This is a genomic window from Streptomyces filipinensis (assembly GCF_014649495.1).
Lineage (GTDB): Bacteria > Actinomycetota > Actinomycetes > Streptomycetales > Streptomycetaceae > Streptomyces > Streptomyces filipinensis.
Genome location: NZ_BMTD01000009.1, coordinates 58,068 through 83,920 on the forward strand (window position 1 = coordinate 58,068; position 25,853 = coordinate 83,920).

Annotated in this window: 23 protein-coding genes, 4 tRNA genes and 1 other RNA gene; 16 read left to right on the forward strand and 12 right to left on the reverse strand. The window is 74.2% G+C overall.

Going from position 1 to position 25,853, the window contains the following annotated elements:
• The first annotated feature begins 93 nt into the window (after nucleotides 1-93).
• The 7 genes from IE244_RS20735 to IE244_RS20765 all read left to right on the forward strand — a co-directional run bounded on the left by IE244_RS20735 (nucleotide 94) and on the right by IE244_RS20765 (nucleotide 4,330).
• Nucleotides 94-165, forward strand: a tRNA-Gly gene (locus IE244_RS20735).
• Nucleotides 166-243: 78 nt separating this feature from the next.
• Nucleotides 244-319, forward strand: a tRNA-Gly gene (locus tag IE244_RS20740).
• A 130-nt stretch (nucleotides 320-449) separates the two neighbouring features.
• Nucleotides 450-1,394 (forward strand): ABC transporter ATP-binding protein, encoded by a 945-nt coding sequence (locus tag IE244_RS20745; protein WP_191875061.1) that lies wholly within the window; start codon nucleotides 450-452, stop codon nucleotides 1,392-1,394.
• Nucleotides 1,395-1,540: 146 nt separating this feature from the next.
• On the forward strand, nucleotides 1,541-2,356 hold the full coding sequence (locus IE244_RS20750) for an ABC transporter permease (RefSeq protein WP_373305758.1): 816 nt from the start codon (nucleotides 1,541-1,543) through the stop codon (nucleotides 2,354-2,356).
• Nucleotides 2,357-2,375: 19 nt separating this feature from the next.
• Entirely contained in the window at nucleotides 2,376-3,620 is a 1,245-nt protein-coding gene (locus IE244_RS20755) for a sensor histidine kinase (RefSeq protein WP_191875063.1), read from the forward strand.
• Complete coding sequence (locus tag IE244_RS20760) at nucleotides 3,617-4,231, forward strand: response regulator transcription factor (protein ID WP_031164624.1); 615 nt, start codon at nucleotides 3,617-3,619, stop codon at nucleotides 4,229-4,231. Before IE244_RS20755 ends, IE244_RS20760 begins: the two co-directional genes overlap by 4 nt.
• Before the next feature lie 23 nt (nucleotides 4,232-4,254).
• Nucleotides 4,255-4,330 (forward strand) — tRNA-Gly (locus tag IE244_RS20765).
• A gap of 47 nt (nucleotides 4,331-4,377) precedes the next feature.
• On the opposite strand, the gene IE244_RS20770 is transcribed toward IE244_RS20765, so the two are convergent.
• The 6 genes from IE244_RS20770 to ffs form a co-directional block, all read right to left on the reverse strand.
• Nucleotides 4,378-5,277: a phosphoribosylaminoimidazolesuccinocarboxamide synthase gene (locus tag IE244_RS20770; protein WP_191875064.1), complete on the reverse strand. Its 900-nt coding sequence runs from the start codon at nucleotides 5,275-5,277 to the stop codon at nucleotides 4,378-4,380.
• 72 nt (nucleotides 5,278-5,349) lie between these two features.
• Entirely contained in the window at nucleotides 5,350-6,846 is a 1,497-nt protein-coding gene (locus IE244_RS20775; protein WP_191875065.1) for a N,N-dimethylformamidase beta subunit family domain-containing protein, read from the reverse strand.
• A 215-nt stretch (nucleotides 6,847-7,061) separates the two neighbouring features.
• Nucleotides 7,062-8,909, reverse strand: coding sequence for a hypothetical protein (locus IE244_RS20780; protein WP_191875066.1), 1,848 nt, complete (start codon nucleotides 8,907-8,909; stop codon nucleotides 7,062-7,064).
• A gap of 274 nt (nucleotides 8,910-9,183) precedes the next feature.
• Nucleotides 9,184-10,440, reverse strand: coding sequence for a phosphoribosylamine--glycine ligase (gene purD / locus IE244_RS20785; RefSeq protein WP_191875067.1), 1,257 nt, complete (start codon nucleotides 10,438-10,440; stop codon nucleotides 9,184-9,186).
• A gap of 131 nt (nucleotides 10,441-10,571) precedes the next feature.
• Complete coding sequence (locus IE244_RS20790) at nucleotides 10,572-12,941, reverse strand: DNA polymerase III subunit gamma and tau (RefSeq protein WP_191875068.1); 2,370 nt, start codon at nucleotides 12,939-12,941, stop codon at nucleotides 10,572-10,574.
• Between the two features lie 55 nt (nucleotides 12,942-12,996).
• Nucleotides 12,997-13,091: signal recognition particle sRNA small type (gene ffs, locus IE244_RS20795), an RNA gene on the reverse strand.
• Nucleotides 13,092-13,188: 97 nt separating this feature from the next.
• On the opposite strand from ffs, the gene IE244_RS20800 reads away from it, so the two are divergent.
• Nucleotides 13,189-13,276: transfer RNA gene (locus tag IE244_RS20800), tRNA-Ser, on the forward strand.
• Between the two features lie 115 nt (nucleotides 13,277-13,391).
• Here the strand turns inward: IE244_RS20800 and IE244_RS20805 are convergent.
• The 5 genes from IE244_RS20805 to IE244_RS20825 are packed head-to-tail and all read right to left on the reverse strand — an operon-like array spanning nucleotide 13,392 to nucleotide 19,427.
• Nucleotides 13,392-15,170: a copper resistance CopC/CopD family protein gene (locus tag IE244_RS20805; protein ID WP_229854249.1), complete on the reverse strand. Its 1,779-nt coding sequence runs from the start codon at nucleotides 15,168-15,170 to the stop codon at nucleotides 13,392-13,394.
• A 58-nt stretch (nucleotides 15,171-15,228) separates the two neighbouring features.
• A complete protein-coding gene (locus tag IE244_RS20810) occupies nucleotides 15,229-15,990 on the reverse strand; it encodes an SDR family NAD(P)-dependent oxidoreductase (RefSeq protein ID WP_191875069.1) in 762 nt (253 codons plus the stop codon).
• Nucleotides 15,987-16,466, reverse strand: coding sequence for a cupin domain-containing protein (locus IE244_RS20815; protein WP_191875070.1), 480 nt, complete (start codon nucleotides 16,464-16,466; stop codon nucleotides 15,987-15,989). Before IE244_RS20815 ends, IE244_RS20810 begins: the two co-directional genes overlap by 4 nt.
• On the reverse strand, nucleotides 16,463-17,095 hold the full coding sequence (locus IE244_RS20820; RefSeq protein ID WP_191875071.1) for a GNAT family N-acetyltransferase: 633 nt from the start codon (nucleotides 17,093-17,095) through the stop codon (nucleotides 16,463-16,465). The genes IE244_RS20815 and IE244_RS20820 overlap by 4 nt, the downstream gene beginning before the upstream one ends.
• Nucleotides 17,088-19,427 (reverse strand): penicillin acylase family protein, encoded by a 2,340-nt coding sequence (locus tag IE244_RS20825; RefSeq protein WP_191875072.1) that lies wholly within the window; start codon nucleotides 19,425-19,427, stop codon nucleotides 17,088-17,090. Before IE244_RS20825 ends, IE244_RS20820 begins: the two co-directional genes overlap by 8 nt.
• A gap of 166 nt (nucleotides 19,428-19,593) precedes the next feature.
• Here IE244_RS20825 and IE244_RS20830 point away from each other — a divergent pair, with 166 nt between their 5' ends.
• The 7 genes from IE244_RS20830 to IE244_RS20855 all read left to right on the forward strand — a co-directional run bounded on the left by IE244_RS20830 (nucleotide 19,594) and on the right by IE244_RS20855 (nucleotide 24,506).
• On the forward strand, nucleotides 19,594-21,027 hold the full coding sequence (locus tag IE244_RS20830) for an FG-GAP-like repeat-containing protein (protein ID WP_191875073.1): 1,434 nt from the start codon (nucleotides 19,594-19,596) through the stop codon (nucleotides 21,025-21,027).
• A 158-nt stretch (nucleotides 21,028-21,185) separates the two neighbouring features.
• Complete coding sequence (locus IE244_RS20835) at nucleotides 21,186-21,788, forward strand: HhH-GPD-type base excision DNA repair protein (RefSeq protein WP_191875074.1); 603 nt, start codon at nucleotides 21,186-21,188, stop codon at nucleotides 21,786-21,788.
• An 87-nt stretch (nucleotides 21,789-21,875) separates the two neighbouring features.
• Nucleotides 21,876-22,553, forward strand: a complete 678-nt coding sequence (locus IE244_RS20840; protein WP_191875075.1) for an HdeD family acid-resistance protein — start codon at nucleotides 21,876-21,878, stop codon at nucleotides 22,551-22,553.
• Between the two features lie 97 nt (nucleotides 22,554-22,650).
• Nucleotides 22,651-22,971 carry a hypothetical protein gene (locus IE244_RS20845; protein WP_229854250.1) on the forward strand — a complete coding sequence of 107 codons (321 nt, stop codon included), beginning with the start codon at nucleotides 22,651-22,653 and terminating at the stop codon, nucleotides 22,969-22,971.
• 53 nt (nucleotides 22,972-23,024) lie between these two features.
• On the forward strand, nucleotides 23,025-23,147 hold the full coding sequence (locus IE244_RS42820; RefSeq protein ID WP_268252899.1) for a hypothetical protein: 123 nt from the start codon (nucleotides 23,025-23,027) through the stop codon (nucleotides 23,145-23,147).
• Between the two features lie 326 nt (nucleotides 23,148-23,473).
• Nucleotides 23,474-23,770, forward strand: coding sequence for a type II toxin-antitoxin system VapB family antitoxin (locus IE244_RS20850; protein ID WP_004943146.1), 297 nt, complete (start codon nucleotides 23,474-23,476; stop codon nucleotides 23,768-23,770).
• A 103-nt stretch (nucleotides 23,771-23,873) separates the two neighbouring features.
• Nucleotides 23,874-24,506, forward strand: a complete 633-nt coding sequence (locus tag IE244_RS20855) for a LytR C-terminal domain-containing protein (RefSeq protein ID WP_229854251.1) — start codon at nucleotides 23,874-23,876, stop codon at nucleotides 24,504-24,506.
• A 118-nt stretch (nucleotides 24,507-24,624) separates the two neighbouring features.
• On the opposite strand, the gene upp is transcribed toward IE244_RS20855, so the two are convergent.
• A complete protein-coding gene (gene upp / locus IE244_RS20860; protein WP_031164597.1) occupies nucleotides 24,625-25,260 on the reverse strand; it encodes a uracil phosphoribosyltransferase in 636 nt (211 codons plus the stop codon).
• A gap of 112 nt (nucleotides 25,261-25,372) precedes the next feature.
• Between upp and IE244_RS20865 the strand changes: the two genes are divergently transcribed.
• Entirely contained in the window at nucleotides 25,373-25,570 is a 198-nt protein-coding gene (locus IE244_RS20865) for a hypothetical protein (RefSeq protein ID WP_373305766.1), read from the forward strand.
• Nucleotides 25,571-25,853 lie beyond the last annotated feature (283 nt).

The following is a 25,853-nucleotide window of genomic DNA, read 5'->3' on the forward strand; positions in this document are numbered from 1 at the left end:
GGGGAGCCGACTTGCGCGACCCCCCTGCTGATCAGCTAATGTCTGGAGCACGCCGAGGGGCGAGGCCGAAAGGCCGACAGCCCCGAGGACCGTGCGGGTGTAGTTCAGTAGCAGAACATCCCCCTTCCAGGGGGAAGGCACAGTGTGCGATTCCTGTCACCCGCTCCGACACCGGTCATGACCACCTTGTGGATCAGGTAGGCTGGTGTTCGCACCGATCGGTGGGAGCCGGTCGGGAGCAGTGCGGACGTAGCTCAGTTGGTAGAGCGCAACCTTGCCAAGGTTGAGGTCGCGAGTTCGAGCCTCGTCGTCCGCTCCAGGGAAAGCCCCGGTCATCACGACCGGGGTTTTTTCGTTCCCTCGACGCCCCCGCGCCTCTGACATTTGTCATGCCGGGCGATGACAGCGCGCACTGCCGACCCGGCCCGGGCGCCGGGACGCTGGGTCTCATGCACTACGACGAACACGAACACGTGATTGAGGTCACCGATCTCAGGCGCGTCTACGGGGGCGGGTTCGAGGCCGTACGCGGAATCAGCTTCTCCGTGGCCCGCGGGGAGATCTTCGCCCTGCTCGGCACCAACGGCGCGGGCAAGACGTCGACGGTCGAACTCCTGGAAGGGCTCGCCGCCCCCGCCGGGGGCCGGGTGCGGGTCCTCGGCCACGATCCCTGCCGGGAGCGCGCGGCCGTACGCCCCCGCACCGGTGTGATGCTCCAGGAGGGCGGATTCCCGGCCGAGCTGACCGTCGCCGAGACCGCCCGGATGTGGGCGGGCTGCATGAGCGGGGCACGGCCGGAGGCCGAAGTGCTGGAGCTGGTCGGGCTCGCGCAGCGGCACGGGGTACGGGTCAAGCAGTTGTCCGGCGGCGAACGGCGGCGGCTCGACCTGGCGCTCGCCCTGCTCGGCGATCCCGAAGTGCTGTTCCTGGACGAACCGACGACCGGGCTCGACGCGGAAGGCCGCCGGGACACCTGGGAGTTGGTGCGCAGCCTGCGCGACGCGGGCACGACCGTGCTGCTCACCACGCACTACCTGGAGGAGGCCGAGGGCCTCGCCGACCGGCTCGCCATCCTGCACGAGGGCCGGATCGCCGCCGCCGGGACCCCGGCCGAGGTCACCGCCGGCCGCCCCTCCCGGATGGCCTTCGAACTGCCCGACGGCTACTTCCTCGGCGATCTGCCCCCGCTGGCCGACCTCGGTGTCTGCGCCCACGAGAGCGACGGGAGGGTCGTACGGCTGCAGACCACCCAGCTGCAGCGGACCGCGACCGGCGTGCTGACCTGGGCCGCGCGGACCGGCGTCGAGCTGCGCGGGCTGGACGTGCGGTCGGCGTCGCTGGAGGAGGCGTTCCTGGGGATCGCACGCGAACAGGCACAGGGGGTGGCGGCATGAGCGGGGCCGGAGCGGGCGCGAGGGGACGCGGTGTGAGCGCAGTCGGACCGGGTGCCGGAGGCGGCAACGGCAGCGCGGCGCGCGGTGGAGGCGGAGTGCGTGCCGGGGACGGTGGCGAGGACGGGATCGCAGGGGAGGGGTGTGGCGTGAGCGGCGTCGAGACAGCGGGCCGGGACGGCGGCGTGCGGAGCGGCGACCGGGCGGCGGCGGGCCGGCGGCTGCGGGCGCTGGCCCGCGCCGAACTCACCCTGCTCGGACGCAACCGCGGGGTCGTGTTCACCGCGCTGGCCGTGCCGCTGCTGCTGCCGTTCAGCGTGCGGCCCGCCATCGACCAGCTGGACCTGAAGAAGCAGGGGCTGACCATCGGCACCACCCTGCTGACGGCCGCGGTCGGCTTCTCCTTCCTCTTCGCCGTCTACACCTCCCTGGTCAACGCCTACGTCGCCCGCCGTGAGGAACTCGTCCTCAAGCGGCTGCGCACCGGCGAACTCTCCGACGCCGAGATCCTCACCGGCACCGCCCTGCCCGCCCTCGGCATCGGCCTCGCCCAGGCGCTGGTGCTGTGTGCCGGGTGCGCGGCCCTGCTGCACACCGGCACACCCAGGGCGCCGTACCTGATCCTGCCCGGGCTGCTGGCCGGTTACCTGGTCAGTGCCGCGCTCGCCGCGTTCACCGCGTCCTTCACCCGCACCGTGGAGAGCAGCCAGGTCACCGCGATGCCGCTGATGATCCTGTCGATGCTCGGCTCCGGAATCACCGTCCCGACCGAGTTCCTCCCGGACAAGCTGGCCACCGTGTGCGAACTGCTGCCGCTGTCCCCGGCGGTCCGGCTCTTCCGCGGCGGCTGGACGGGCCAGTTGAGCACGGGCGAGACCCTGACCGCCCTGGTGACCGCGCTGGCCTGGTCGATCCTCGCGGTGTTTGCTGTACGACGGTGGTTCCGATGGGAGCCGCGGCGCTGAGGAACGGGGGGACGCGCGGATGCTGGGACGGGTACGCCGATGGCGGCAACGGCACTGGGGGGAGCTGAGCAAGGCCGAGCGGGTCGAACTGTTCAGCGTCCTCACCTGGTACGGCACGGTCTGGTTCATCATGGCCTGCTGGGTGCTGCTGCCCCTGCCCACCGGTCTCGCCCACCGGCCCGCGGCGATCGTCCTCGGCGCTCTCCTCGCCCTCGTGGCGATCGTGCAGTGCGTGCTCGCCAACCGGCTCACCAGGCCCGCGCTCGACCACTATCTGGGGCGCACGGACCTGCCGGCCGGCGCGCACCGCGCCCCTGCCGTCGTGCTGGCGCTGGCGCTGGCGCTGATCGTGGCCCTCACCGGGCTGGACGCGGCGACCCCCATGACGGTCCCCTTCCTGATCGCCGGCTATGTGCTGCCGTTCGCGCTGCTGTACGGACTCACGGTCCCGGTCCCGGTGTTCCTGCGCCGGTCGGCGGTGTGCGCGGCCCTGCTCACGACAGCCGTCGGGCTCGCCGATCACGACGGCGCCGCCCTGGCGGCGACCGCGATGATGACCGCCTTCCAGACGGTCTTCGCGCTGCTCGCCGGCCGCTGCGGCGCCTGGACCCTGGCCGTGCTGTGGGAGGCGGAACGGGCCCGCGAGGTGGAGAGCCGGCTCGCCGTGGCCGAGGAGCGGCTGCGGTTCGGGCGGGACCTGCACGACGTGCTGGGGCGCAACCTCTCCGTCATCTCGCTCAAGAGCGAGCTGGCCGTCCAACTCGCCCGGCGCGGGCGGCCGGAGGCCGTGGAGCAGATGATCGAGGTGCAGCGCATCGCCCAGGAGTCGCAGCGGGAGGTACGGGACGTCGTACGCGGCTACCGGGAGGCCGATCTCGGTGTGGAACTCGCGGGCGCCCAGGGCGTGTTGACGGCCGCCGGGATCGACTGCGAGGTCAGCGCGGAGACGGCGGGGCTGCCCGCCGACGTGCAGTCCGCGCTCGGCTGGGTGGTGCGCGAGGCGACCACCAATGTGCTGCGGCACGGGGACGCGGGCCGCTGCACGCTGCGCCTGCGGATACAGGAGGGGCGTGTGGTGCTGGCGGTGGAGAACGACGGACTGCCCGGAACCCCCGACGGGGGTGGGGGTTCCGGGCTCGCCGGGCTGCGGGAGCGGCTCGCGGCCGTCGGCGGAACCCTGGAGGCCGGCGCGGCCGCCGGGGGCCGGTTCCGGGTGGTGGCCGAGGTGCCCTTGGGAGAGAAAGTGAGTGAAGTCACGTCATGAGCACTCCGGTACGCCTGTTGCTCGCCGACGACGAGCATCTGATCCGGGGCGCGCTGGCCGCGCTGCTGTCGCTGGAGGAGGACCTTCTCGTCGTCGCGGAGGCTGCCAGCGGACCCGAGGCGCTGGCCATGGCGCGGGCCCATGAACCCGATGTCGCCGTGCTCGATCTCCAGATGCCGGGCGCCGACGGTGTGAAGGTCGCCACATCCCTGCGCACCGAACTGCCCGCCTGCCAGGTGCTGATCGTCACCGGACACGGGCGGCCCGGGCATCTGAAACGGGCGCTCGCGGCCGGTGTGCGCGGGTTCGTCCCGAAGACGGTCAGCGCCCAGCGGCTCGCCGAGATCATCCGGACCGTGCACGCCGGAAGCCGTTACGTCGACCCGGAGTTGGCCGCCGACGCGATCTCCGCCGGGGACTCCCCGCTGACCACGCGGGAGGCCGAGGTGCTGGAGCTGGCGGCCGAGGGAGCGCCGGTCGCGGAGATCGCCGAGCGTGCCGCGCTGTCCCCGGGGACCGTGCGGAACTACCTCTCCTCGGCCGTCACGAAGCTCGGCGCCGAGAACCGACATGCGGCAGTGCGTCTCGCACGGGAGCGAGGTTGGGTATAGTTGCTCTCGCGCCACGGCGCACTGCGGACGTAGCTCAGTTGGTAGAGCGCAACCTTGCCAAGGTTGAGGTCGCGAGTTCGAGCCTCGTCGTCCGCTCCAGTAAGGCCCCCGGTCCCCCGGGGGCCTTTTGCGTCACCGCTCGGGCGTCATGACCAGCTCATGCCCGTGAGGCGCTCGTACGCCTCCACGTATTTCTGCCGGGTCGCGGCCACGACCTGCTGCGGCAGCGGCGGCGGGGGCTGCTCGCTCCTGCGGTCCCAGCCGGACTCCGCCGAGGTCAGCCAGTTCCGCACGAACTGCTTGTCGTACGACGGCTGCGCACGGCCCGGCTGCCACTGGTCGGCCGGCCAGAACCGGGAGGAGTCCGGGGTGAGGACCTCGTCGGCGAGCACGAGGGTGTCCCCGTCGAAGCCGAACTCGAACTTGGTGTCGGCCAGGATGATCCCCCGCTCGCGGGCGATGTCCCGGGCGCGGGCGTACACGGCGAGCGTGGCCTGACGCAGCTGGGCGGCGGTATCGGCGCCGACCTGGCGGGCCACCTCCTCGTAGGAGACGTTCTCGTCGTGCTCGCCGACCTCGGCCTTGGTGGCCGGGGTGAAGATCGGGGCGGGCAGTTCGGAGCCGTCGACGAGGCCTTCGGGGAGGGCGAGGCCGCAGACCGTACGGGACTCGTCGTACTCCAGCAGGCCCGAGCCGGTGAGATAGCCGCGGGCCACGCACTCGACCGGGACCATCTTCAGGGACTTGCAGACCAGTGTGCGGCCCGCCCAGTCGGCCGGCGCGCCCTCGGGCAGCTCCGTGCTGATCACGTGGTGGGGTGCCAGGTCGCGCAACTGGTCGAACCACCACAGGGAGAGCTGGGTGAGGACGCGGCCCTTGTCGGGGATCTCCGTGGGCAGCACCCAGTCATAGGCGGACATGCGGTCGCTGGCGACCATCACGAGGTCGCCCGCCTCGTTCTGGTACAGCTCGCGCACCTTTCCGGTGTGGAGGTGCACCAGGCCCGGAACCTGGATCGGCTCGGGCTTTTCTACGAATCCGGACACGGTTCCTCCCCGTGGTTCTGTCCAAGTGCCTCGATTCTCCCGTATCCGCTGGTCCACTGCGCCGGGGGGTCGTCAGTCGCGTTTGCAGATGCGGTCCAGCAGGTTCGCCGTGGCGCGCTGGATGCGGGGCTCGACATGGCCGGGGCGGTCCAGGGCCGGGGACCAGGCGAAGGTGCCGGAGGCGAAGACCCAGGCGCCGGAGGGGGCGCGGTAGAGGGAGGTCTCCTGGTGGCGCAGGGCGCCCTCGCTGTCGCTGTACGGGGAGTGGGCGAGCAGGATGCGCTCGTCGTGCTCGGGCAGCGGGGTGCGCGGGAAGTACCGGTCGGCCTCGCCGGCGACCAGGCCCTTGATCTCGTCGCCCTCCTGCGCACCGGTCGCCTCCCACAGCCAGTGGCCGGCGTTGCGGACGATCAGCGGATGCGGCTCGGGGACCCGGCCCGCGTACTGGATGCCGACCAGCTGCTGCTCGGGCCGGTCGATCTCGCGCCACAGCACGGGCTTTCCGGGGCCCTTGCGCTTGCGGCAGGTCAGCAGCCGGTCCGGGACGCCGGACGGGGACGGGCCCAGCTCGATCTGCCAGTACATGGTGTTGGCGGAGAGGAACACCAGCGACGTGCCCCGGTCCCGGGCGTCCTCGACGGCCCGGCGCATCGGCACCGACCAGTACTCGTCGTGGCCGGGGAAGACCAGGCCCCGGTAGCGGGTGGGGTCGACGCGGCCGGCGTGCAGGTCGCGGGCGTCGGCGTAGGCGAGGTCGTAGCCGTAGCGCTCGGCCCAGCGGATGAAGTCGTAGGCGTGCCCGACGTGCAGGGGCAGGCCCGCGCCCGCGTAGGGGCGGTCGAAGGAGACGGTGGTCGCCGCGTCCGCCTCGCCGAGCAGCCGGCCCTTCTCGTCCCAGGCGTGGTAGAGGCTGGCGCCGGTGCGGCCGTCCTCGGGATACAGGTTGTACGCCTGCCAGGTGATGTCCGGCAGCAGCAGGAGCAGATCGGCTGGGTGGTCGTCGCGGACCGTGAACGGCACGTGGGAGCGGTAGCCGTCGGCGGTGGTCAGGACGGCCACGTAGGCGCCGATCCGCCAGTGGGAGGGCACCTGGAGGCGCCAGGACAGCCACCAGTGGTGGCAGGAGACCGTGCGGTCGGCGGCCAGTGGCGGGGGCTGGACGATGCCGGACAGCCGCGGGCTGGTGGTGATCTTGGAGGCTCCGTCGCCGCCGTAGTGGCCGATCCGGTAGACGTCGACGCTGAACTCCTGGGGCGGATCGACCGTGATGTGGAAGTCGATCGCCTCCCCGGGCGTGACCGCGCCGGTGGAGGTGAAGCCCTTGATCTGGCGGTGCACGTCGTCGGCCGAGCGGGGGCCGCTTCCGGCCGCGCGGGGCGCGGGCACCCGGCGCCTGCCGTCGGTGAGCTGCTGCGGGGCCGGGTCGACGTACCACGGCACGACATGACCGGTGTCGTCGAAGTACGTCTCGCTGCCGCGCAGCCAGGGCACGGGGCCCTGGCCGAAGGGATCCGTGACGGCGTGCGCGAGCGCTCCGGACTCCCAGCGGCGAATGTGATCCGAGGCCATGGTCGTCCCCTCCCTCATGCCCCCGTGTCGTCCTGTCTCGGTGGTGCTCGCTGTACTCGGTGCCACGCGCCCGGCTCGGCCGTGCTGTCGTATGTCGCACGCCTTTGCCAGGTGCGTGGTCGCTCCCAGCACATCACATAACGCACGGGCTCGGTCACTAGTCGTTGCGAATTGACCTGAAGTGGAAGACATGACTCCCGTTGAACGGGCTTCCGTCACACCAGCCGTACGGGCTTCTCGGGGCGTATCCCGGACGCGGCCAGCCAGTCGCGCAGCGGGCCCGGGTCTCCCTCCTCGATCAGGCTGAGCACCCTGGGCGCGAGGTCGGCGGCACGCTCGCCGTCCAGCAGCAGCGCGGGGCCGTCCAGCCAGTCCAGGGCGGGGACCGCGCCGGCGGTGTCGACGGCCGCACAGCACACCATCGCCGTGACGTGGTCGGTGAGCAGGTCACGGGCGGTGCGCGGGGGCTGCAGCGGGAACAGGGGCAGTCCGCCGTCGTCCCACAGCCCGTTCTCGGGGCTCTGGCCGGAAGCGCTCGCTCCCCTGGGCGCGGCCGACTCCTCACGGGCCAGCTGGGCGCTCAGGCCGGCGGCGAGGGTGGCGCTGCGCTCCGTGCCGGGGTGTTCGGCCGCATGGTCCGCCTCGGCTTCGCCTCCGGCGGGGATCTCGCTCCCGCCCGCGGCATCCGTGCGGCTCGCGTCGTCGGGTGCGGGCTCCTGGGGGGCGTCCGCTCCGTCGTTGGCCCGCGGGTGGGTCGTCGGCGGTTGCGGAGCCGCCTGTCCCGCGCCCGCCTCGGTCAGGTGGTCCAGGACCCGGGCCAGGGTGGGGCCGCCCGGGTCGGGGGCCGCGGGGTCGAGGCAGGCGCGGACGCCCAGGGCGTCCAGGACCCGGTGCAGGCGGGCCGCGTCGGCGCGCCAGGTGCGGTCCACGACCTCCTCCGGATACGCCTGCCAGTCCACCGGCGCCCAGTCCGGGCCCGGCTCCGCGGGGCCGCCGTGGAAGAGACGCGCGGCGAGCAGCGAGGCGGCCTCGTCCATCGCGCCGGGCTCCTCCAGCAGGTCGCAGGCCGGGCGCTCGCCGAGCCGGGAGGTGAAGCCCTCGGCCAGGCGGTCGCGCCGGGACAGCTCGGTGAGCGCCGCCACCACGCCCGCGTCCAGCCCGGAGGGCCAGCGGCCCATCCGCCAGGCGGGCAGCGCGACCCGGGTCAGCAGCCGGTCCCAGCCCGCGTAGGCGAGGCCGACCTGCTCCTGGGCGACGATCCTGAGGCCGTAGTCGACGGCCTGGGCCCGCTCGGACGCCGCCGCGGCGACCCCGCGCTCCATCTGCGTCGCGTGCTCCCGGCAGCCGCGCAGCAGCAGCCGGGCCACCCAGCCGAGGGCGGCGCACACACCGCGGGTGAGGGGACAGCGGCCCGGTGTCGAGGCGACCGCGACCGCCGCGTCCAGGCCGCGCACGAAGCGCCGGGCGGCCGCTATGTCCGGGTGCGCCGAAGGGCCCGTACCGGCGATCACCGGGGCGAGGACCGCGCGCAGCTCGCCGACGCGCATCCACCACAGGAACGGGGAGCCGATGACGAGCACCGGCGCGACGGGGACCCGGCGGCGGCCCGGGCCCGCTATCTCGTCGGGTCCGGGGCGCGGGGGCGGGCCGTGGGCCGTGTGCGTGCGGTCCTCCAGCCAGCTGTCGCAGTCCGGAGTGAGCGCTATGGCCGAGGGGACCGGCACGTCCAGGCGCTCGGCGAGGTCGCGCACCATGCGGTACAGATCCGGGGCGGACTTCTCCGGGATCGGGACCGTCGGGCTGACGGCGGGCCGGGCCCGGGCCACGACCAGGGCGATGCCGGCGGCGGCCAGCAGCACCAGCACGGCGAGCACGCCGAAGACCCAGCGTGCGGCGTCCCAGCCCCGGCCGACGAAGTGGCCGGCGGACGCGCCGGTCAGCAGGATCACCGCGACAGCCGCGGGCAGCAGGGCCACGGCCAGCGCCCGGCCCCGGACCCGCAGTACGGCGAGGGCCCGGGAACGCGCGGCCTGCGCGCCCGCCTCCGCACCGATTCCGGTCACGTGCCGACCTCACCCCCTCGCTGCCGTTGCCGTGCCGACCTGGTGGTGCTCACTCCCCCACTGTGGCATCCGCCACTGACATCGCAATGCCGGTGGGCCAAGTGCCGGAACGCTTGCGCGGCACCCTAGTTGGGGCCCCGGCCCTCGTCAGCCGTATGGGCGATTGCTCACTCGATGGAATGGCTTTGGTCAGAGCTGGGTGACAGACAGCAAAGATCAGGCCCCGGATTGGGAGTCCGGGGCCTGGGTGCCGTCCTGGCGGCGGGAGAACAGGTCAGGCGCCCGCCCGCGCCGCCTTCTCGGCGATGTCGGTGCGGTGCTGGGAGCCGTCCAGACGGATCCGGCCCACCGCCCGGTACGCCCGCTCGCGCGCCTCGGTCAGGTCCGTGCCGGTGGCGGTGACGGACAGCACGCGCCCGCCCGCGCTGACGACCGCGTCACCGTCCCGCTTCGTCCCGGCGTGCAGGACGTACGCGTGCGGGGCGTCCTGCGCGGCCACCTCGTCCAGACCGGTGATCGGGTCGCCGGTACGGGGGGTGTCCGGGTAGTTGTGCGAGGCGACGACGACGGTCACGGCCGCGTCCTCGCTCCAGCGCAGCGGCGGCAGATCAGCGAGGTTGCCGGTGGCGGAGGCCATCAGGAGCCCGGCCAGCGGGGTCCGCAGGCGGGCCAGCACCACCTGCGTCTCGGGGTCGCCGAAGCGGGCGTTGAACTCGATCACGCGCACGCCGCGGCTGGTGATCGCCAGGCCCGCGTAGAGCAGGCCGGAGAACGGGGTGCCGCGGCGGCGCAGCTCGTCCACGGTCGGCTGCAGGACCGTCTCCAGCACCTCCTCGACCAGCTTCGGCTCGGCCCAGGGCAGCGGCGAGTAGGCGCCCATGCCGCCGGTGTTCGGGCCCTCGTCGCCGTCCAGGGCGCGCTTGAAGTCCTGGGCGGGCTGGAGCGGTACGACGGTCTCGCCGTCGGTGACGGCGAAGAGGGACACCTCGGGACCGTCGAGGAACTCCTCGACGACCACGCGCTCACAGGCGGCGGCGTGGGCCTTGGCGGCGTCCAGGTCGTCGGTGACGACCACGCCCTTGCCCGCGGCGAGGCCGTCGTCCTTGACGACGTACGGGGCGCCGAAGGCGTCGAGTGCCTCGGCGGCCTCCTCGGCCGTCGTGCACACGTAGGAGCGGGCGGTCGGCACCCCGGCCGCCGCCATGACGTCCTTGGCGAAGGCCTTGGAGCCCTCCAGCCGCGCGGCCTCCGCGGACGGGCCGAACACCGGGGTGCCCGCGGCGCGGACGGCGTCGGCCACACCGGCGACCAGCGGGGCCTCCGGGCCGACGACGACCAGGTCGGCACCGAGGCGGGCCGCCAGCTCGGCGACCGCACGGCCGTCGAGCGCGTCGACCTGGTGCAGCTCGGCCACCTCGGCGATGCCGGCGTTGCCGGGGGCGCAGTGCAGCGCGGTGACGTCGGGGTCGAGGGACAGGGAGCGGCACAGGGCGTGTTCGCGGGCGCCGCTGCCGATGACGAGGACCTTCACGGGGTCAGCCTACTGGCAAGGTCACCGAAGACCGGGGGGCGGGTTTGTTGGGGTTTCCTACAAGCCTCCCCCCGATGGGCTCCGCCCGCCCGTCCGCGGCCGGCCACAGGTGACCACCGCGGCCCGGGCGGCTATTCGTTGGAGAACTCCTCGACCACCGTCGCCCCCAGTTCCCGGACGATCAGCTCGTGGCCGGAGAGGGCCGACTCGTCCAGGTCCGGGTCGTCGTCCTCGGGGATGTCGTCCTCGATGGAGACGGGCGGCGGTTCGGGCGCGGCCATGGGCTGCGGGGCGGGGGCGGCAGGCGCCGCCGCCCGGCCGGACGGCGCGGGCGCGGACGGCGGCGGGGCCGCCGGGGGAGCCGCCGGACGGGGTGCGGCGGGCGCGCCGTACCCACCGCCCGCGCCGCCGGTGGGAGCGCCGCCGTAACCGCCCCCGCCGCCGAAGCCCCCGGCGGGCGGGGGTACGGATCCCCCGCCGGACGGGTCGACGACCGCGTCGATCTTCCACTGCACGTTGAACTGCTCGGCCAGCGCCGCCCGCAGCACGTCCTCGCTGCCGCTGCTCGCGAAGTTGTCCCGGGCACCGGCGTTGACGAAGCCGACCTGCAGGGTCGTGCCGTCGAAGCCGGTCACCTGGGCGTTCTGGCTGAGCAGGATCCAGGTGAAGCGGCGGCGGTTCTTGACCGCCTCCAGGATGTTGTCCCACAGGGCCCGTGGGTCGACACCGCCGGCGGGGGCGGCCGCGAGCGGGGCCGGGGCCGCGGGGGCCGTCGGCGCGGGGCCGCCCGTCTGGTGCTGCGGCGGGGCGGAGGCCCGGCCGGGTGCCTGGCTCTGCTGGCCGCCCGCCGGCGCCGCGGCCGTGGGCCAGCCACCGGGCCGCCGGCCGCTTCCGGCGACAGCGGCGGTGGGCCAGGCGCCGGGAGCGGCGGAGGCACCGGAGGGGGCGCCGGGAGACGTGGCAGCCGGTGCCGGGGCCGGGGCCTCGGCGGTGGGGGCGATGGACGCGGCCGGGGTGGCCGCTGCCGGAGCAGGCGCGGGTGCCGTCGGGGAGGTGGGTGCGGGGACGGCCGGAGCCGGACCGCTGACGCCAGGGCCTCCGGCACCGGGACCCCCGACACCCGGATCACCCGCACCGGGGCCGCCGGCGCCCGGCCCACCCGCGCCCGGACCACCGGCACCGCCGGCGCCCGGAGCACCCGAGCCCGGGCCGCCGTTGGGGGCGCGCACGGCCGCGCGGGCCGCGGCCGGGCCGCCGCCGGCCGGCACGGGGGCGCCGCCGGTGTGGGCATCGGGTCCGGGGACGTACCCCATGGCGGGCGCGCCGGCCCCGCCCGAGAAGCTGACGCCGCGCTCCAGCCGGTCGAGACGGGCCATGACCGACCGCTCGTCCCCGTAGGCGGCGGGGAGCAGCACGCGCGCGCAGATCAGTTCCAGCTGCAGGCGGGGCGAGGTGGCGCCGCGCATCTCCGTCAGGCCGTCGTTGACGAGGTCGGCGGCGCGGCTCAGCTCGGCGGCGCCGAACGTGGCGGCCTGGGCCTGCATGCGCTCCAGGACGTCGGCCGGGGCGTCGAGGAGCCCCTTGTCCACGGCGTCCGGCACGGCCGCCAGGATCACCAGGTCCCGCAGCCTCTCCAGCAGGTCGGCGACGAACCGCCGCGGGTCGTTGCCGCCCTCGATGACATGGTCCACGACCTCGAAGGCGGCGGCGCCGTCACCGGTGGCGAAGGCCTCGACGACCGAGTCGAGGAGGGAGCCGTCGGTGTAGCCGAGGAGGGAGGTGGCCATGGCATACGTCACACCCTCCGCTCCGGCACCGGCGAGGAGCTGGTCCATCACGGACATGGAGTCACGCACCGAGCCCGCACCGGCGCGCACGACCAGGGGCAGCACGCCGTCCTCGACCGGGATGGTCTCCTTCTGGCACACCTCGGCGAGGTAGTCCCGCAGGGTGCCGGGCGGCACGAGCCGGAAGGGGTAGTGATGGGTCCGGGACCGGATGGTGCCGATGACCTTCTCGGGCTCGGTGGTGGCGAAGATGAACTTCAGATGCTCCGGCGGCTCCTCGACGACCTTCAGCAGCGCGTTGAAGCCGGCCGACGTGACCATGTGGGCCTCGTCGATGATGTAGATCTTGTACCGGCTGCCGGCGGGGCCGAAGAAGGCCTTCTCGCGCAGCTCACGGGCGTCGTCCACGCCACCGTGCGAGGCCGCGTCGATCTCGATGACATCGATCGAGCCCGGGCCGTTGCGCGCCAGGTCCCGGCACGACTGGCACTCCCCGCAGGGGGTCGGCGTGGGGCCCTGCTCGCAGTTCAGGCAGCGGGCGAGGATCCGCGCGCTGGTCGTCTTGCCGCAGCCGCGCGGACCGCTGAACAGGTACGCGTGATTGACCCGGTTGTTCCGCAGCGCCTGCTGCAGCGGGTCGGTGACATGCTCCTGCCCGATGACCTCGGCAAAGGTCTCCGGGCGATAGCGGCGGTACAGCGCGAGAGACGACACGTATACGAGGTTATAGGCGCCCACTGACATCCGGCCCCGGCCGCGGAGCGGGAACGCAAGGGCCCCCCACGCACCCGCCAGAGCCGACCTACCCTTGCTGCCTTCCGGCCCTGGGGGAGTTCAGTCAGATAGCGCCGCGTGAGGGGCTGCGCCCACAGTACCCGATCGCGGCCCGCGGGCCGTAACGGATGCGGGCCTGCGAGAACGGGTTCGCGAGCACTCCCCTCGGTCATGTAATGTTTCCGGCGGAGGATTCGCCTAGAGGCCTAGGGCGCACGCTTGGAAAGCGTGTTGGGGGCAACCCCTCACGAGTTCGAATCTCGTATCCTCCGCCAGCCCAGAGGGCCGGACCACGAAAGTGGTCCGGCCCTCTGGCGTTTACCCGCCCCGGCTTCCGTCCCGGCCCGCCGCGGAGCGTGACTCCCGTCACACACAGGGGCCTCGCGGCGCCTACCGCGTCACCCGCACCGGTGCCGACACCGTCACCTGGTCCACGTCCGACGCCCGTACGGTCACCTTCATCGTCCAGGTCCCCGGCAGGGGGAGGTCGAAGGCGTCGGCCGCCCAGTAGCCGCCCCGGTCGGTGACCCGGGTGTCCAGGGGGCCGATCCGCCGGGCGGACAGGGTGAAGGTGACCCGCAGTTCGGGGACCGTGGACAGGCCTCCGTCGGGGCCGTAGACCACCGCCTGGACGGAGCTGCGGCCCACCCGCCCCGGGTCCAGGGTGATCTGGACCTCGCCGTGGCCGCCGGGGGTGCCGAGGTCGAAGGGCACCGTGGTGACGGAGGCCGTCGGGATGCCGCTCGCCGGTGCCGCGGTCCGGGCCGCCTCGGTGGCCGTCCGGCCGGGCACCGTGCTCGTCAGGAGGGTCGTCAGGGCCAGGACCACCACGCCGACGGCCGCCTCCGCCAGCACCGAACGGCGCAGGAGGTGGAAGGAGAGCTGCGGGGGCGGGGCGGGCGGTTCCGGCGGCAGCGGGGGTCCCGCGGCCGGTTCGGGGACGCGGGCGCCAGGCGTCGGCTGCGTCGCCCGGGCCCGCGTCAGGCGGGTCGTCCAGGTGCGGGAGCAGGCCGCCGCCAGCAGGAGCGCGATGACCGCCGCCAGTTTGGCCAGCAGGGTGCGGCCGTACGTCGTGTCCGTGAGCGCCTGCCAGGAACCGAGGCCCCGCCAGGACTGGTAGACACCGGTCAGGACGAGCACCGTCACCGAGGCGGAGGCCAGCCGGGAGAAGCGGGCCGGGACCGACGCCGGCAGGGCGGGCGTGCGGCGCAGGACCCTCAGCAGCGCGGCCAGTCCGCCGAGCCAGGCCGCCATGGCCAGCAGATGGAGGGTGGCGGAGGTGATCGCCAGCGGGACCTGGAGGCCCGCCGAGGCGTGTTCGGCCGCCGACCAGGTCAGGGCGAGGGGCAGGGAGACGGCCGCTGCCACGGCGAGGGCGGCACGGCGCGGGAGCCTTCTGCGGCGGGCGCGCAGCAGCGCCACCGCGGCTGCCGCGAGGAGCAGCAGCGCCAGCCGGGTGAGCAGGAGGGCGCCGGGGCGGCTCTCCGCGGCGTGGGCGAGGGCGTGCGGGGAGAGCGCCCGCACGGGGGAGGTGCCCTCCTCGTAGGGGGTGCGCAGGACGAACAGGGCGGTCGTCGAGGCGAGCAGGGTCCAGGCGGCGGCGAGGGCCGGGGTACGCAGCGGGGCCGCGGCCGGCGGGCGGCAGTACGCCACGAACGCGGCGGTGCCGAGGAGCAGGGCCAGGCAGAGGTAGGCGAGCCAGCGGGCGATGTTGTACAGGGCCGCCGTGGCCGGGTTCTCCGTGGCGTCGGACACCGGGCGCACGGTCGTCGCCGTGCGCTTGCCGACCGAGAAGGTGAGCGCGCCGGACACCGGGTGGCTGTCCGCCGACACCACCCGCCAGGCGACCGTGTAAGTGCCGGTGGCGAGCTTGGCGGGCAGGGCGACGCGGGCCGTGTCCGAGCGGCCCGGGGCGTGGTCGGCGGGACCGGTGCGCAGCTGGTGGTTGCGGGGGTCGTAGACCCGGAAGGAGTCGGTGAGCAGGCCGACCGACTCGGTGAAGGTCAGGGTGACGTGCCGGGGAGCCGTGCGCACGACGCTGCCGTCGCCGGGGTCGGTCGTACGCAGGGCCGCGTGTGCCGACGCGGGGGCCGCCGCGCCGAGCAGCGCGGCCAGGAGGCCCGCGCAGAGCAGGGTCAGCCTGTGCCACCACCGGTGTTCCTCGCGCACCTCGCCCCTCCCTCGCCGCCTGCCCCGCGTAGGAGTACGCAGAGATCGCCCGGAGTGCTCACCACGTCGGGCGGGCCGAGACGCCGCCGTCCACGGTCAGGTCGTGGCCGGTGATCCAGCGAGCGAGCGGCGAGGCCAGGAACACGCACGCGTCGGCCACGTCCTCGGGCCGGCCGAGCCGGCCGGTGGGGGCGGCGGCCAGCCAGCGGCGCACGCCCTCCGGCCAGGCCTGCGCCAGGCCCTCCCGGTCGATCAGGCCGGGCGAGACGGTGTTGACGCGGATGCCGTCGGGCCCGTACTCCAGGGCCGCGGCGCGGGCGTGCACGACCACCGCCGCCTTGGCCGCGCTGTAGTGGGCGTGGCCGGGGGCGGGGCGGGCGGCCTCGATGGAGGCGATGTGGGTCACGGTGCCGCCGCCATGGGCGCGCATGTGCGCGGCGGCGGCCTGGGTGCAGGCGAAGACGCTGGTGAGGTCGGTGTCGACGACCGTGCGCCACTCGGCCGCCGTCATCCCGGGCAGCGGCTGCACGGGCTGGACGGCCGCGTTGTTGACGAGGGCGGTGAGCCGGCCGCCGGACCAGTGCGTGGTCTCCCGGACCAGCCGGTGGCAGGCGTCCTCGTCCGTCAGATCGGCCTGGAGCACGACGGCCGAGCCGCCCGACGCCCGGATCCGGGCGGCCACGTCCGCGGCCGCGTCCACCGCCGTACGGCAGTGCAGGGCCACCGCCGCGCCCTGCTGGGCGAAGCGCAGGGCGATGGCGCGGCCGATACCGCCGCCCGCGCCGGTCACCAGGGCGGTCTGTCCGTCGAGCAGGCTCATGGGCGGCACAGTTCCGCGATCCGGGCGGCCTCGGCCGGGTAACGCGCCGTGAGGCCGGCCGCGTCCCCGTGTTCGTAGTCCGCGTAGGTGAACCCGGGGGCCATCGTGCAGCCGAAGAACGACCACGCGCCGCCCGGCGCCACCCGCGCGCCCATCCAGGTGCGGGCCGGCACGGTCAGCTGGACGTGCTGGCCGGACAGCGGGGCGGGGCCGAGGACTTCGGTGCGGGTGGTGCCGTCGGGGGCGAGCAGCAGGAGCCGGAGCGGGTCACCGAGGTAGAAGTGCCAGATCTCGGCGGTGGGCAGGCGGTGCAGGGCGCAGTAGTCGTCCGCGGTGAGCAGGGCGACGATGGCCGACCCCTCGGGGCGGCCGTCGGCCCGTTCCGGCCCCTGCCAGGTGGGGCGGAACAGACCGCCCTCGCGGGGGATGGGTTCGAGGCCGTAGTGGGCGATCAGCTCTTCGGGCGTCGTCGTCACCCGGGGAAGGTTAGTCCTCCGCGAGGCTGGTCCTCCGGGAAGGCCACCGCCCTTTCCAGGAAGGCGAGTTGGGCGTGCTTCTCGGGCAGGTACACGTCGGGGACGTCCACCTCGGGCAGGACGACGGCGGGGCCGCGCACGAAGCCCTGGCGTTCGAAGCGGGCGATCGCCTTGGTGTTGCGTACGTCCGGGTCGACCACGAGCCGGCGCCGGTCCAGGCCGCGCAGCGCGTAGCACGTCATCGCTCCCAGCAGCGCGGAGGTCCAGCCGGGACGGCGGCCGTCGGGGCCCGCGGGGCCGAGGAGGACGTGGACGCCGAGGTCGCCCGGGAGGACGTCGTAGCACTCGCCGACCCGGTCCGCGGCCGGCTCGTACGTCTGCAGCAGGGCCACCGGTGTGCCGTCCCTGGTGACGAGGTGGGCGTGGTGGGTGTCGAGGCCGGCCATGTGGGCGTAGACGTCGGCGACCTGGTCCCGGGTCAGGCCGTTCATGCCCCAGAAGGCGGCGCGTTCCCCGCTCACCCAGCCGTGGACCACGTCCGCGTCGGACGCCGGGTCGAGGGGGCGGATGCGGACGGTGCCGAAGCCGTCGACGTGCTGTGCGAAGGCTTCCTCGTGGCGGTCAGTCATGGGTTTCCTCGGTGGGTTCCAGGGTGCGTTCCTGCAGGGTCAGCAGGGTCCAGTCGGTGACGACGGGGACGAGTTCCCCCGTGAGCCACAAGGGGAGTTGGTCACGGTGGTGGGCGGCGCCGGGGACGCCGTCGGCGCCGAGGGGGACCACCCAGCGGCTGTTCGCGCGGTCGGCCAGGTCCCAGACGTACCGGGCGGCCGGGCCGCGGGCGGCGCGGTCGGTGAGGCCGGGGACGGCGGAGGTGCACAGCACGCAGTCGTGGTCACCGGCGAGTCCGGGTTCCGGGGCCCCGGGGTCGTCCGGGAGGGCCCGCCAGGGGGCGAGGCGGTGGGTGTCGGACCAGGTGCCGGCCGGCCGCCCGGCGGCCACCTCCTCCAGGGCCGCGCGGACGGCGGCCGGGCGGTCGACGCCGTACGACTCCTCGGCGCGCAGCAGGTGTTCGAGGGCGTAGCCGACGCGCGGGACGAGGGCCAGCCAGGGGAGCAGGACCTCCGGGTAGGCCGGGGGTTCGGCGAGCGGCGCGAACACCGGGTGGGCGGCGAGCCGCCGTACGACCGCGGAGCGTACGGCCGCGTAGTCGGCCGCGTCGGCGCTGTCGGCGTCCATACGGCGGTTCCAGGCGAGCAGGCGGCTCCGCAGCCGGGCCGCTTCGGGGCTGAGGCCGTCGAGGGCGGCGAGATGGTCGAGGAGGGGCGCGGCGGAGGCGAGGTGGGTGTCGGTGTGGATGGCGGGCATGCCGTCGGCGGTCCAGGCGCGGCGCGTGTCGAGGAGGGCGCGGATGCGGTCGGCGCGGTGCGGCGGGGCGAACTCGACGCCGAGGGGTGCGGCGGGGCCGCGCTGGTTGGCCATCACCGCGATGCCGTCGGTCACGGGGGCGTACGGCGTCGGGTGCCAGCCGTGCCAGTCGTGGCCGGGGTGCCAGGCGGGGACCGGGTGGAGGCGGTTGGCCCGGGCGCGTACGGGGACGCGGCCGGCCACGCGGTGGAGGGTGCCGCCCCGGGTGTCGGCGGCCTGCACGACGTTGACGGGCTCGGCCCAGGCGTCCAGGGCGCGGTCGACGTCCTGGACCGTGCGGGCCCTCAGGAGGGGGAGGAGGGCGCTGAAGCCGAGGTCTTCCGTGACGCGGGGCGGGTAGCGCAGGGCGAGCGCCCCGGCTTCGCCGCCGCCGGCGATTCCGTTCCCACCCGCGCCCCCCGTACCGCTTTCGCCGTCGGCCGCGAGTGGCCCCCGTGGGCCGTCCCCGCCGTCGGCGGCCCGCGGGTCGTACGGCACTGCCGAGGTACCCCCCGCCCCTGAGCCGTCCGGCTCCCCGGCGCTCACCGGGCCCTGCTCCCCGCCGACGCCCCCCGCCTCCGGCCCCCCGGCCGCCACCGGTCCCCGGGACCCGCCGACAACCCCCGACGCCAGCCCCTCCGGCCCCCCGGCGATCACCGGGCCCCGGGGGGTCTCGATCAGTTCGATCTCGATGGGGGGCTCGCCGGCGATCTCCACCGTTTCCGTGTGCCGTGCGGCCCGGTGCCAGTGGCCGTCCGGGCCGAGGGCCTCGACCCCCGCGCCCGTGCGGCGCAGGCGTTCGCGGTACAGGTCCTGGTAGTCGGCCATGGCGTTGGTGATGGCCCAGGCGACCGTGCCGGTGTGGCCGAAGTGGGCGATGCCGGGGACGCCGGGCACGGCCAGGCCGATGACGTCGAACTCGGGGCAGGAGAGGTGGATCTGCTGGTAGACGCCGGGGTCCTCGATGAAGCGGTGCGGGTCGCCGGCGATCAGGGCGTGCCCGGACTCGGTGCGGGCGCCGGAGACGAGCCAGCCGTTGCTGCCGGCGGTGCCGGGACCGTCGGTGGCGAACAGGCCCACGGCGTCGGGGCCGAGGTGCCGTATCGCCTGCTCGCGCCAGAGCTTGGCCGGGAAGCCGGCGAAGAGGAGGTGGGTGGCGAGCCAGACGCCGAGCGGGGTCCAGGGCCGCCAGCGTCCGGGGCCGAGGCCGGTGCGGGTGAACTCGGGTGCGCGGCGGGCGCCTTCCGGCAGGCCCTCGTTGACGCCGTCCACGTACGCGCGGACCCATTCGGCCGTCTCGGCGTCGCGGTGTTCCAGCGCGGCGAAGCAGCGGCGGGCGGTGTCGTCGAGGCGGGCCCGGCGGGCGAGGACGTCCCACGAGAGGGCGTCCGCGCCCAGGAAGGAGGCCGAGGTGCCCTGGGAGCGGTGGCGTTCGACCTCCAGTTGCCAGGCGCGGTCGAGCGCGGTCACCCGGCCCTGGGCCCGGGCCAGTTCGCGGGCGCCGGAGGCGCGCAGGTGGGGGATGCCCCAGGTGTCGCGGTAGGTCTCGGTGGTCACCCGGGAACCCCTCAATTTTAGGTAAGCCTTGCCTAAGTATCCAGCGGTGGGGGAATCGTACGCGAGCCGTGCGGCCCACCGGGCCGGGGGCCGTACCGGCAGACGTACAACCATTCGAGTACGTCGTGGGTCGAGTGGGGCGTCCGTCACACGTGGGGGAGATTCCGTGCGCAGAGTTCTGACCGCGGGCGCCGTGCTCGCCGCCGTCGCCGCCGTTCCACTGGCGCCGCCGGCATCCGCCGCCGCGCCCTACAAGGGGGCCAACACCGCCACCGTCCAGGACGACTTCAACGGGGACGGGTACCGGGACGTCGTGATCGGCGCCCCGGACGCCAAGTACGGCAGCGTGACGAAGGCCGGCGCCGTCGTCGTGCTGTACGGCTCGGCCTCGGGCGTGAGCACGGCCCACCGCCAGGTCATCACCCAGGCCACGACCGGGATTCCGGGAACCCCGGGGAAGAACGACCGCTTCGGCCAGACCGTCACCACCGCCGACCTGGACCGCGACGGATACGCGGACCTGGTCGTCGGCACGCCGCGCAAGTACTTCGGTCTGCAGCAGGGCCTTCGCGGCAGCGTCACGGTGATCTGGGGCGGCCCCGGCGGCCTCAAGGGCGGCGCCGACATCGCACCGCCCGCCGGATACGGCCAGGGCAGCTTGTACTGCCTCTTCGGGCAGTCGCTCGCCACCGGCGACATGAACGGCGACGGCGCCCCCGAGCTGGCCGTCGGCAGCACCTGCCAGAGCGCCACCTACACCGGCCCCTTCACCCGCAGCGGGAAGCCGGCCTCCCAGTACCTCGGCACGGGCCGCAAGCGCAGTGTGGTCATGGGTGACGTGGACGGCGACGGCAAGGCCGAGCTGTTCTCGCTGCCCGGTCCCGTCTTGGCCGACAGCGGGCCCCTGAGCGTCGTCCAGGACGATCCGGCCGCGACCCCGGCCGCGCTCCCGCTCGCCCACGGCTGGTACGGGCAGGTCGGCGACGTCAACGGCGACGGCTACGGCGACCTCGTCACGGGCGTCCCGAGCGGCGGCCACAGCGGCGGCGAGATCCAGGTCCTGTACGGCGGCGCGCACGGCATCGCCACCGACCAGCAGCCCATGGCCATCCACCAGGACACGCCGGGCGTACCCGGTGCCGGCAAGGACGGCGGCCAGTTCGGCTCGTCGCTCAGCGTCGGCGACGTCGACGGCGACAAGTACGCCGACGTGCTCGTCGGCGTGCCGTACAAGACCGTCGGCTCGGCCAAGTGGGCCGGTGAGGCCGTGCTGCTGCGCGGTTCCGCCGCGGGGCTGACCGGCGCCAAGACCACCGCCTACACCCAGAACACGGCGGGCGTTGCCGGCACCGCCGAGTCGGAGGACTACTTCGGCTGGGCCGTCCACCTCGCCGACGTCGACAAGGACGGGAAGGCCGACGCCGTCGTCGGCGCGCCCGGCGAGAACACGGACGGCCTGGTGTGGGCCGCCCGCGGTTCGGCCGGCGGACCGGTGACGAACGGCTCGGCCGCCATCTCCGGCCAGAGCGCCGGCATCACCCCCGGCTCGGCCGCGCTCAGCTTCGGCGCCGCGCTGCCCAGCACCGCGGTGACCCGGTGACGCACCCGCGCCGCGGTGACCCAAGGAGCGGTCCTGCACGGCGGTGACCCGGTGGCGGACCCGCACCGCGGTGACCCAAGGAGCGGTCCTGCACGGCGGCGGGCGGACCCGGGTCCGGCCGGGCGGCGAGCGGGTCCCGGGCGAGGCATGATCGACGCATGGACGTCACCCTGCACCTCGCCCAGGACCCCGAGGCCGACGCGCTGCTCGGGCGCAGTCCGCTCGCCGCGCTGACCGGGATGCTGCTGGATCAGCAGGTCCCGATGGAGTGGGCGTTCAAGGGACCCCGGACCATCGCCGACCGGCTCGGCGTCGCGGCCGGCGGAGACCTCGACGCCCACGACATCGCCGCGCTGGACCCGGAGGCCTTCGCCGCGCTGCTCTCCGAGAAGCCGGCCGTCCACCGCTATCCGGGCTCGATGGCCAAGCGCATCCAGCAGCTGTGCCAGTACCTCGTCGAGCACTACGAAGGGGACGCGGAGGCGGTCTGGCGGGGCGTCGACAGCGGCGCCGAGCTGCTGAAGCGGCTGGAGGAACTGCCCGGGTTCGGCAAACAGAAGGCGCAGATCTTCCTCGCGCTGCTCGGCAAGCAGCTCGGCGTCACCCCCACGGGCTGGCGGGAGGCGGCGGGCGCGTACGGCGAGGCGACGTCCTTCCGGTCCGTCGCCGACATCACGGGGCCCGAGTCGCTGGCGAAGGTCCGCGCCCACAAGCAGGAGCTGAAGGCGGCGGCGAAGGCGGCGAAGGCCTCCCGCGCGTGAGGGCTCGGGGCGCGCGAACGCCCCGGGCGTCACCCGATCGGCCCCTTTCTGCTGGCCGCCCCCGCTCCGCCGGTCCAAGCATGGACCATGACCGAGGCACCGAACAGCGGTCCGGACTGGGGCCGTGAGTACGACGACCAACGCGCCCACGCGACACAGCCACCCGGCGCGGGGCACGCCCACCACGAGCCCGAGCCACCGCTCGAAGGCCCCCTGCACGCCCTGTCCCGGGCCGCCTGGCAGGCGGTCCTGGGCACCGGGATCGCCTCACTGATCCTCGGCGTCCTGGTCCTGGTGTGGCCCGGCCCCTCCCTGCTCGCCGCCGGCGTCCTCTTCGGCGTCTACCTCCTGGTCAGCGGCGTCTTCCAGCTGGTCTCCGCGTTCGGCACGCACAAGACGACCTCGCTGCGCGTGCTGGCTTTCATCAGCGGCGCCGTGTCCGTCCTGCTCGGCCTGTTCTGCTTCCGCGGGCCCATGCAGTCGATCCTGCTGCTCGCCCTGTGGATCGGCATCGGCTGGCTGATCCGCGGCATCACCCAGACCCTGGCCGCCCTGCACGATCGCCGGATGCCCGCCCGCGGCTGGCAGATCTTCCTCGGGATCGTCACCTTCGTCGCCGGGATCGTGCTGATCGACTCACCGTTCCGGTCCGTCGCCGTGCTGACCGTCGTCGCCGGCATCTGGCTGGTCGTGGTGGGGATCACCGAGATCGTCACCTCGTTCGGCATCCGCCGCCGGGCCAAGGCCGTCCCGCAGACCGTGTGACCCCGGGCGTCAACCGCGCGCCCCACTCCTCCGCCGAGCGGGCGAATCTCGCGCCCGGGATGCGGCATTCCACCTCCGCCCCGGGGAGACACCCGCTGTGAGCAGGACCCCGAGCCGTCCCCGCAGCCGAACCTGGCTGCGGGTGCTCGTGCTGCTCCTCGCCCTGTGGGTGCCCGGCGTCCACGCGCAGGCCCAGGCGGCCCCCGCGCTGGGCGTGTCCGACGAGGCCTTCGAACACGACACCTTCGACGCGCTCGTACGGCCGCCCGCCCGCGTCGTCCACCGGGCCGACGCGCCCGAGCGGCCGGCGCCCCTTCCCGACCCGGGACCCGCCCGGCCGGCGGTCCGGACGTGCCACACCACGCCACGGGTGCCCTACTCCCCTCCTCTGCTGCGCACGGTGGTCCTGCGCTGCTGACAGACCCGCGTCCCCCGCGACAGGTCGGTCGGCTCGACGCAAGGAGCACAGCCATGCCCATGGACCCCTACGCCGTCCTGCGCGCCCTGCTGCGCGCGGAGGCCAGACGTGCGACGGCACCCAGGCCGGAGCAGAAGGAGGAACCGCCGCGGCCGCCCGGACAACAGGGCCGCTGAACCGGTGCCGGCGGGGGCGGACCACCGCCTCCGCCGGCGGCTCCTGCCCGGCTCACGGTCCACAGCCTGTGCACAACGGCCGTGCACCCGAAACCACGGACCGCCCCGTCCGGTTCGGCCGGCAGCAGCGGCTCGCCCTCGGCCGAACGGAGGAATCCGAGGCCGCCGACGCCCTGAACGGCGGGGGACGGGGCGGTCCCGCCGTCGCTCACGCCCGGCGCCTCCTCCCGATAGCGGCACCTATGCCTGGTTTGCGGCATCTTTTCAAGCACCGCACTCCGCCGCCATGGCTGCGCCCGGAACGTCTTGACCGGTAGGCTTTCCGTGTGATCTTCAAGCGCATCGGAAACGGCCGGCCGTACCCCGACCACGGCCGGGAAAGCACCCGGCAGTGGGCGGACGTCGCGCCGCGCCCGGTCCGCCTCGATCAGCTCGTGACCACCAAGCAGCAGCTCGACCTGGAGACCCTGCTGGCGGAGGACTCGACGTTCTACGGCGACCTCTTCGCGCACGTCGTGAAGTGGCAGGGCGACCTCTACCTGGAGGACGGGCTGCACCGCGCCGTCCGCGCCGCCCTCCAGCAGCGCCAGGTACTGCACGCCCGCGTGCTCGAACTGGACTGACCGGCGCGACACGGCCGACACCCTTGACCCTTTCGGGTTCCGCTGAGCGGCATCGACTGATCATCTAATAGGCATCGCCGTCCAGGCGCACTACGCTGCGCCCATGAGCATGCTGACTCCCCCGGGCATGGGCGGCCAGTACCGGATCACGGGGGACAAATACCCTCGGATGCGTCCGCCGCGCCGACGCGGCAGGCTCGTGGCCGCGGTGGTGGCGTCCGTCGCCGTGCTCGGCCTGCTCGGCTGGGGCACCCTGCAGCTCATCGACGTCTTCACCGGCGGCAAGAAGGGCGCGGTGGCCTCCGCCAGGACCGGCTGCCGGACCAAGGCCGCACCGGCGGCCCAGGTCAGGACCCTGCCCAGGCCCGGCGACATCACCGTGAACGTCTACAACGCCACCCAGCGCACCGGGCTCGCCAAGGAGACCGCGGACGCGCTGAGGAAACGAGGCTTCAAGATCGGCGACGTGGGCAACGCGAGCGGGGAGTTCGACAAGAAGGTCAAGGGCACCGGGATACTCCTCGGCCCGCCCGACGCCCGGGACACCTCCCTGGCGGTGCTCGCGACGGAGGTCTCCGGCGCCGGACAGCGCACCGCCGCCGGCCGCAAGGGCGCCGCCGTGGACCTGATCATCGGCGACGCCTTCAAGGGCCTGACCCAGCCGGCGGCCGCTCAGCAGGCACTGACGGCGTTGAGCGCACCGACGCCGACAGCGTCTCCCAAGAAGAGCTGCTGACGACCTCCCCCGAGGGGGCGCGGGGCTGCATCGATGTACGGCTCCGCCGCGTGGGCGCGACAAGCCACGACGCACCCGCACCCGCGAACGGCGATCCGGCGGCACCCCGCCGGACGGACTACTCGGCCGCGCCGTACAGGCGGTCCCCCGCGTCCCCCAGCCCCGGCACGATGTACCCGTGCTCGTTGAGGTGGTCGTCCACCGCCGCCGTCACGACCGTCACCGGCGTCCCCGCCAGCTCCCGCTCCATGACCTCGACGCCCTCCGGAGCCGCCAGCAGGACGACCGCGGTCACATCGTCGGCACCCCGCTTGATCAGCTCCTGGATCGCCGCGACCAGCGTGCCCCCCGTGGCCAGCATCGGGTCCAGGACGTACACCTGGCGGCCCGAGAGGTCCTCCGGCATGCGCGAGGCGTACGTGGAGGCCTGCAGCGTCTCCTCGTTGCGGATCATGCCCAGGAAACCCACCTCCGCGGTCGGCAGCAGCCGGACCATGCCGTCGAGCATGCCGAGGCCGGCACGCAGGATCGGCACGACCAGCGGGCGCGGGCGGGCGAGCTTGACGCCGGTGGTCTGCGCGACCGGCGTCCGGATGTCGACGGCCTCGGTGCGCACGTCCCGTGTGGCCTCGTAGGCGAGCAGGGTGACCAGCTCGTCGGCCAGCCGGCGGAAGGTCGCGGAGTCGGTGCGCTGGTCGCGCAGCGTGGTGAGCTTGTGGGCGACCAGGGGGTGGTCGACGACGTGGAGACGCATGCCCCTAACGGTACCCGCGCCCGACACCCCGCCGACCCTGGCGTCGGACCCGCCGTCCGAGGGAAAGTGGGAGGGAGGACTGGGGTGGTGTGACGTGCCTGAACTGCCTGAGCTGCCCGACGACACGGGCGGCGATCCCGAGATAGCCGAACCCCCGGCACCGGAGACGGACGCCGAGCGGCGGCGCCGCCGGGCCCGGTTCCTGCGCGACCTCGCCGAGGCCCGCGCGCTGCGCGCCCGGGTCCAGCCGCGACGCGCCAAGGCCGCACGGCTGCGCCACGCGATGCGCATGCGGACGTTCCGCTGGTAGGGAGGAACCCCTGTGAGCCTTGTGAGCACGACACTGTAGGGAAGTTCTCGGTGAGGAAGTTCCGCGCGCGTCCCGTCGTTTGCGAGGTGGGCGTGCGTGAGTGCGCGGAAAAGCCGCGTACGATCCGCAGGTGGCGGCAACGAACGCTCAACACACAGGGAGCCGAAGACGTCCCCTGAAAGCCATGTTTCTGCCACGATTCCGAGTGGGTGGGGCTCGGAGCCCAGGCTCTCTCCGCCCAAGTACCTCCGCCGGGGGGACCCCCAACCGGCACGCCTATGAC

Bases quoted from the DNA above. Each gene is read 5' to 3' on its own strand.
- IE244_RS20745 (WP_191875061.1), top strand. From the start codon at position 450: ATGCACTACGACGAACACGAACACGTGATTGAGGTCACCGATCTCAGG.
- IE244_RS20755 (WP_191875063.1), top strand. From the start codon at position 2,376: ATGCTGGGACGGGTACGCCGATGGCGGCAACGGCACTGGGGGGAGCTG.
- IE244_RS20760 (WP_031164624.1), top strand. From the start codon at position 3,617: ATGAGCACTCCGGTACGCCTGTTGCTCGCCGACGACGAGCATCTGATC.
- IE244_RS20775 (WP_191875065.1), bottom strand. From the start codon at position 6,846: ATGGCCTCGGATCACATTCGCCGCTGGGAGTCCGGAGCGCTCGCGCAC.
- IE244_RS20810 (WP_191875069.1), bottom strand. From the start codon at position 15,990: ATGAGCCTGCTCGACGGACAGACCGCCCTGGTGACCGGCGCGGGCGGC.
- IE244_RS20820 (WP_191875071.1), bottom strand. From the start codon at position 17,095: ATGACTGACCGCCACGAGGAAGCCTTCGCACAGCACGTCGACGGCTTC.
- IE244_RS20835 (WP_191875074.1), top strand. From the start codon at position 21,186: ATGGACGTCACCCTGCACCTCGCCCAGGACCCCGAGGCCGACGCGCTG.
- IE244_RS20840 (WP_191875075.1), top strand. From the start codon at position 21,876: ATGACCGAGGCACCGAACAGCGGTCCGGACTGGGGCCGTGAGTACGAC.
- IE244_RS42820 (WP_268252899.1), top strand. From the start codon at position 23,025: ATGCCCATGGACCCCTACGCCGTCCTGCGCGCCCTGCTGCGCGCGGAG.
- IE244_RS20855 (WP_229854251.1), top strand. From the start codon at position 23,874: ATGAGCATGCTGACTCCCCCGGGCATGGGCGGCCAGTACCGGATCACG.
- upp (WP_031164597.1), bottom strand. From the start codon at position 25,260: ATGCGTCTCCACGTCGTCGACCACCCCCTGGTCGCCCACAAGCTCACC.